Origin of the sequence: Mesorhizobium sp. WSM3224, from assembly GCF_000427725.1 — a bacterium.
Taxonomy (GTDB): domain Bacteria; phylum Pseudomonadota; class Alphaproteobacteria; order Rhizobiales; family Rhizobiaceae; genus Mesorhizobium.
The window spans coordinates 97,519-103,518 of the sequence record NZ_ATYO01000025.1; the positions used below are offsets into that span (position 1 = coordinate 97,519).

6 protein-coding genes and 1 pseudogene are annotated in these 6,000 nt (G+C 64.6%); 6 read left to right on the forward strand and 1 reads right to left on the reverse strand.

Annotation, left to right across the window (positions count from 1 at the left end; genetic code table 11):
- Window positions 1-139 precede the first annotated feature (139 nt).
- From YU3_RS0127170 to YU3_RS0127185, 4 genes are all read left to right on the forward strand, one after another.
- The gene (locus YU3_RS0127170; RefSeq protein WP_027169168.1) at window positions 140-523 is read left to right on the forward strand and encodes a RidA family protein; all 384 of its coding nucleotides are present in this window, start codon (window positions 140-142) and stop codon (window positions 521-523) included.
- Between the two features lie 67 nt (window positions 524-590).
- Window positions 591-941: a VOC family protein gene (locus YU3_RS0127175; protein WP_027169169.1), complete on the forward strand. Its 351-nt coding sequence runs from the start codon at window positions 591-593 to the stop codon at window positions 939-941.
- Between the two features lie 285 nt (window positions 942-1,226).
- Window positions 1,227-2,330 carry a 3-isopropylmalate dehydrogenase gene (gene leuB, locus YU3_RS0127180; RefSeq protein WP_027169170.1) on the forward strand — a complete coding sequence of 368 codons (1,104 nt, stop codon included), beginning with the start codon at window positions 1,227-1,229 and terminating at the stop codon, window positions 2,328-2,330.
- Window positions 2,331-2,334: 4 nt separating this feature from the next.
- Window positions 2,335-2,820, forward strand: a complete 486-nt coding sequence (locus tag YU3_RS0127185) for a GNAT family N-acetyltransferase (protein WP_027169171.1) — start codon at window positions 2,335-2,337, stop codon at window positions 2,818-2,820.
- Here the strand turns inward: YU3_RS0127185 and YU3_RS0127190 are convergent.
- Window positions 2,817-4,685, reverse strand: a complete 1,869-nt coding sequence (locus YU3_RS0127190) for a DEAD/DEAH box helicase (RefSeq protein ID WP_027169172.1) — start codon at window positions 4,683-4,685, stop codon at window positions 2,817-2,819. The two genes, YU3_RS0127185 and YU3_RS0127190, sit on opposite strands and share 4 nt — an antisense overlap.
- Window positions 4,686-5,286: 601 nt before the next feature.
- Between YU3_RS0127190 and YU3_RS0127195 the strand changes: the two genes are divergently transcribed.
- A complete protein-coding gene (locus YU3_RS0127195; protein WP_027169173.1) occupies window positions 5,287-5,673 on the forward strand; it encodes a DUF2794 domain-containing protein in 387 nt (128 codons plus the stop codon).
- Window positions 5,674-5,808: 135 nt separating this feature from the next.
- Window positions 5,809-6,000, forward strand: a pseudogene (locus tag YU3_RS37630) (IS4 family transposase); the annotation flags it as partial.

Genomic DNA, 6,000 nt, shown 5'->3' on the forward strand with positions numbered 1-6,000 from the left:
GACTTCTGATCTCCCCCCGAGTGGGGGAGATGGCCGGCAGGCCAGAGGGGGGCGCTGTCCCGCCTGCATCGCGTTGTCTGGCTCACGACTGGATCGTGGATGCATTTCAGGATGGCCTAAACAACTCAGGAGGCACCCCATGCGCAAGCTCATCTCCACCGGTTCGCCCTTCGAGAAGACCGCCGGCTATTCACGCGCGGTGGTGCAGGGCGACTGGTGCTTCGTCTCCGGCACGACCGGCTACGACTATTCCACCATGACGTTGCCCGACACGGTCGAGGCGCAGACTCGCAATTGCCTGGCCACCATCGCCAAGGCTTTGGCCGACGGCGGCTTCGATATGGCCGATGTGGTGCGGGCGCATTACTATATCACCGACCAGGCCTATGTTGACGTCGTCTTTCCGATCCTCGGCGAGGTTTTCGGCGATATCCGTCCGGCGGCGACGATGATCGTCTGCCAGCTCAACAAGCCGGAGATGAAGATCGAGATCGAGGTGACCGCGCTCAAGCGCACGGCCTGATGCCCGTCGCCCAAAGTGCGAAGCGGTTGCGACAACGACACCGGTTAGAGCGAGGATCGACCCCATGGTGAAGGTCAGACGCATCGTTGCAAACATAGACACGCAGGATATCGCAGCGGCAAAGCGCTTCTATCAGGATGTCCTCGGCCTCGATCTGCTCATGGATATGGGCTGGATCGCCACTTACGGCTCGCAGGACAAGATGACCGTCCAGGTCAGCTTCATGGCGCAAGGCGGCTCAGGCACACCGGTGCCTGACATCTCGATAGAGGTCGACGATGTCGACGCGGCGCTCGACGCCATGAAGGCCGCCGGCTTCGCCATCGAATACGGTCCTGCCGACGAGCCCTGGAGCGTGCGGCGCTTCTATGTGCGCGATCCGTTCGGCCGGCTGGTGAATATTCTGTCGCATCGGTGAGGCGCCCACGAGTTCTTGCGAGACGCCGGCGGGACAGCACCCCCCTCTGTCCTACCGGACATCTCCCCCGCAAGGGGGAGATTGGCAGCATCAGCGCCCCGCTCCTTCCTGCGGCCTTAGGAGGTTGGCGAAAGTCGCCGCGACATCGATCTCCCCCCTTGCGGGGGAGATGTCCGGCAGGACAGAGGGGGGTGTGAAGGATCTCGGTGCTCGTCCCCTTGCGCACAGCCCGCTTGGCGTTTAGCAAGGCCGCGGTTTCTCCAGATACTATCGGGACGGTTCTCCATGGCTTCGAAAAATCTCTTCCTGCTCGCCGGCGACGGCATCGGCCCCGAGGCCATGGCCGAGGTGAAGAAGCTGATCAAGGCCATGAACGACAAGCTCGGCAGCGGTTTCGCCACTGAAGAGGGGCTGGTCGGCGGCTGCGCTTATGACGCGCATGGCGCGGCGATCTCCGATGCCGACATGTCAAGGGCGATGGCGGCGGATGCCGTGCTGTTTGGCGCCGTCGGCGGGCCGAAATGGGACAAGGTGCCTTACGAGGTGCGTCCCGAGGCCGGCCTGCTGCGCCTGCGCAAGGACATGGAGCTGTTCGCCAATCTCAGGCCCGCGATCTGCTACCCGGCGCTCGCGGCGTCCTCCTCGCTCAAGCAGGACGTGGTCGAAGGCCTCGACATCCTGATTGTGCGCGAGCTCACCGGCGGCGTCTATTTCGGCGAGCCCAAGCAGATCATCGATCTCGGCAACGGCCAGAAGCGCGGCATCGACACCCAGGTCTACGACACGTTCGAGATCGAGCGCATCTCGGGCGTCGCCTTCGAGCTCGCGCGGACCCGCCGCAACCACGTGACGTCAATGGAAAAGCGCAACGTCATGAAGTCGGGCGTGCTGTGGAACGAGGTGGTCTCGCAGACGCACGAGGCGCGCTATTCCGACGTCAAGCTCGACCACATGCTGGCCGATGCCGGCGGCATGCAGCTGGTGCGCTGGCCAAAACAGTTCGACGTCATCGTCACCGACAATCTGTTCGGCGACATGCTCTCCGACATCGCCGCCATGCTGACCGGCTCGATCGGCATGCTGCCGTCGGCCTCGCTCGGCGCGCCGGATGTCAAGACCAAGAAGCGCAAGGCGCTCTACGAGCCGGTGCACGGCTCGGCGCCGGACATCGCCGGCAAGGGCATCGCCAACCCGATCGCGATGATCGCGTCCTTCGCCATGTGCCTGCGCTACTCTTTCGGCATGGTCGCCGAGTCCGACAAGCTCGAAGCGGCAATCGCCGCCGTGCTCGACGACGGCCTGCGCACCAAGGACATCTTCTCGGCCGGTATGAAGGAAATCGGCACCACCGAGATGGGCGACGCCATCATCGCCAAGTTCTTGGGGTGAGCCTATGACCGTCGACATTCGCTGGGCGGAAGTCGACGATGCCGAAGCGCTCGCCGCCGTGCTTTGCGCAATGGCGGCGCACTACCGCCAGGCGCCGCTCGATTACAGTCGGGCGGCGGCCACCGCGCTGCAATGGCTCAGCGACGAGAGCCCGGCCTATCCGCATTTCGCCTTGGCGTTCGTGGGTGGCGAGGCGGCTGGCCTCGCCTCGGTGGCCATCGCCCACCCAGGCATCGATCTCGGGAGGCTGATGTTCCTGAAGGACCTGTACGTGCGCGACGGCGCCCGTGACAAGGGCGTCGGCCGCGCGCTGGTCGGCTTTCTCGTCAGCTATTGCGTCGGCAAGGGAATCGGCCGCATCGATCTGACCACGGAAGACTGGAACGAGGGCGCGCTGCGCTTCTACGATCGGCTCGGCGCCGAGCGCCATGGCCAGAAGGTTTTTCTGCGGCTGACCGGGCCGACGCTCAGGGCCATAGCCGACGATTAAGCCGGCCGCTTCTTCGATTTCTTGTGCTTGGCAGGTCCGGCGGCTTTGTCGAATTTCGCCTTGCCCGTTTTGCCGGCCCACGGCTTTGCCTCGGTGGCCGGGCGTTCGCTGGCCGACGCCGGCGCATGCTTCTCGAATTTCGGCTTGCGGGGGCTATGAGCCTGGTCATGGTCGAACGATCGCTTGCCGCGATGCGGCTTCTTGTCGGGTTTCGGCTGCTGGTAGCCGGCGCGCGACAGGTCCGGCGTGCCGTCGATCCGCTTGACCACGATGTTGCCCTGCAGCTTGCGCTCGGGGCCGATCGCTTCGAGGAACCGGTCGGCCCAGTCGGCGGCGATCTGCACGAAGGTTTCTTCCGGCTGCATCTTGATGGCGCCGATCTCGCGCTTGGACATGCCGCCGGTGCGGCACAGCATCGGGATCAGCCAGCGCGGCTCGGCATTCTGCCGGCGGCCGACCGACAGCGAGAACCAGACGCTGTCGCCGAAATCGTCGCGGCGGCTTGCTGTCTCTTCGCGCCGGGCCGGCCTGTCGGGCGACGGCGCGAACGCCGCGACTTCGAGCAGATCCTCGGGCGCCGAGCGGCTGGCCCGGCAAAGCCGCACGAAGGCCGCCGCCACCTGTTCGGCGCCACGCTGCTTGAGCAGCGTATCGATGAAGCCGCGCTCCTCCTCGCCGACCGGCTCGCCGAGCGCCGGGTCAGCCAGGATGCGCTCGTCGTCGCGGCGCAGCACTTCGTCGGCCGAGGGCGGGCTCGCCCATGTCGCCTTGATGCCGGCATTCTGCAGCAATCGCTCGGTGCGCCTGCGGGTATTGCCTGGCACGATAAGGGCGCTGACGCCCTTGCGTCCGGCGCGGCCCGTGCGCCCGCTGCGGTGGAGCAGCGTCTCCGGGTTGCTCGGCAGGTCGGCATGCACCACCAGTTCGAGATTGGGCAGGTCGATGCCCCGGGCGGCGACATCGGTGGCGATGCAGACTTTGGCGCGGCCGTCACGCATGGCCTGCAACGCATGGCTGCGCTCGCTCTGGCTGAGTTCGCCGGAAAGCGCCACCACGGAAAAATTGCGGTTGTTGAAGCGCGCCGTCAGATGATTGACCGCGGCGCGCGTGTTGCAGAACACCAGCGCATTGCGGGCTTCATAGTAGCGCAGCACGTTGATGATGGCGTTTTCGCGGTCGGCCTGCGCGACATTCAACGCCCGGTATTCGATATCGAGATGCTGCTTTTCCTCGCCACCGGCCGAGATGCGCACGGCGTTGCGCTGATATCCCTGGGCCAGCGTGGCGATGGAGCGCGGCACGGTGGCGGAAAACATCAGCGTGCGGCGCCCGGCGGGGGCCGCGTCGAGGATGAATTCGAGGTCCTCGCGGAAGCCGAGATCGAGCATCTCGTCGGCCTCGTCCAGCACCACCGCCTTCAGCGCCGACATGTCGAGCGCGCCGCGCGTGATGTGGTCACGCAGCCGGCCCGGCGTGCCGACGACGATGTGGGCGCCGCGTTCCAGCGCGCGTCGCTCCGTGCGCATATCCATCCCGCCGACGCAGGAGGCGATCTGCGCGCCGGTCAGCTCGTAGAGCCATTCCAGCTCGCGCCGCACCTGCAGCGCCAGTTCCCGCGTCGGCGCCACGACCAATCCCAGCGGCGCGCCGGCATCGGCGAAACGCGTGGCGCCGCCAAGCAGGGTCGGCGCCACGGCAAGGCCGAAGGCGACGGTCTTGCCGGACCCGGTCTGCGCCGAAACCAGCGCGTCGGCATCGCCCAGTTCCGGCCCCAGCACAGCCTTCTGCACCGGCGTCAGCGCTGCATAGCCGCGCTTTTCCAGCGCCTCTGCCAGCGCAGGAACGATCGTTTCGAAACTGGACATCGTCTTCTTTCGGAATTTGGAGTTCTGGCTCGTCATCGAGCACCGGCCGGCACTGTGCCAGCCAAACGGAATTTGGCCGTTCGTACTTCTTGCGGCCGGCATTGTACAGAGCGGGCGCCGACCCCCTCCTGCCTCGCAGCATCCCGGCGCTCGCCGGCCTTTCATCGTGCCGCACGATGGATTCGCCTCGCGAACCGGCCTCTCACCCCGCAAAGGGGAAAGGAAAATAAAAAACCGGCGTCAGCTTGCTTCTGACGCCGGTTATTCAGGTTTTGGGATCGTCGCACCTGATTTTTCCAAGGAAAAACCGAGGTTGGTTCGATCCGACGCTGACCCGTGGGCGGGGGGCTTGGGGTTTACGAGCCGGTGCCGGACCGAACCGTCTCAGGCAACGCCGGTAAATTCGTCGGACATTGGGGCATGAGCGCGGATTATTTGTGTCGAGATTGTGGCGAAGCATCACCAATTCCAACATGCGGTTTGGAAACGTGACTGGACGTTTGAGAAAACCGCGGAACCGCGGCGGCTTGGCCGGCCCTTGCAATTCCGTTGCGAAAGCGCGAACCTTTGACGGCGCATGATTCAATCGAAGGATCGAGGCATGACCGATCACAGCAGCGGGGCGGAGGATGGGGAAGCATCCGGAATATTGATCCCGTTGCACGAGGCGCGCAACGCCCGCCTCGACCAGCCGGTACGATTCGACCGGCGCGAACTCGACCAGATCCTGAGGCTTTACGGACGCATGGTGGCCGCCAATGAATGGCGCGACTATGCGATCGACCATCTTACTGATCGCGCTGTCTTTTCCGTCTTCCGCCGGGCCAGCGAAGTGCCGCTGTTCCAAATCGTCAAGGACCCGAAGTTGGCGCGCCGGCAAGGCGCGTTCGCCGTCATCGCCGCCGGTGGCCGCATCCTTAAACGCAGCCAGGAACTTGGCCGCGTGCTTGGCGTGTTCGATTCCAAGCTGAAGGTCGTCGAAGCCTGAGCTGGGGAAGGAGGACTGAGGAAAAAGGCGCTTAAAGCGTGTCGCGTCGAAACGGATTCCACGGTACACGACAGTCAGGGTGAGAACGGGATGATGTGTTTGGATTGAAGATTCCTCAGCAAAGGATCTTCGCCCATGACACTGATTCATTCCGCTCTCATCGAGACGTTAGGTCGGCACTTTTCGCTAAGCAAGAGCCGGCTTGTGACGCTTGCGGTGCTGATCGCCGGACTTGCCCAGTCGCGTAGCGTCAACCTTTCGCATCTGGCCGTGCATCTGTGCGGTCCGGCGCGCCATGCCTCGAAGTATCGGCGGCTACAGCGGTTC

Excerpts from the sequence above, each read along its gene's own strand:
- YU3_RS0127170 (WP_027169168.1), top strand. The coding sequence starts at position 140 with ATGCGCAAGCTCATCTCCACCGGTTCGCCCTTCGAGAAGACCGCCGGC.
- leuB (WP_027169170.1), top strand. The coding sequence starts at position 1,227 with ATGGCTTCGAAAAATCTCTTCCTGCTCGCCGGCGACGGCATCGGCCCC.
- YU3_RS0127185 (WP_027169171.1), top strand. The coding sequence starts at position 2,335 with ATGACCGTCGACATTCGCTGGGCGGAAGTCGACGATGCCGAAGCGCTC.
- YU3_RS0127190 (WP_027169172.1), bottom strand. The coding sequence starts at position 4,685 with ATGTCCAGTTTCGAAACGATCGTTCCTGCGCTGGCAGAGGCGCTGGAA.
- YU3_RS0127195 (WP_027169173.1), top strand. The coding sequence starts at position 5,287 with ATGACCGATCACAGCAGCGGGGCGGAGGATGGGGAAGCATCCGGAATA.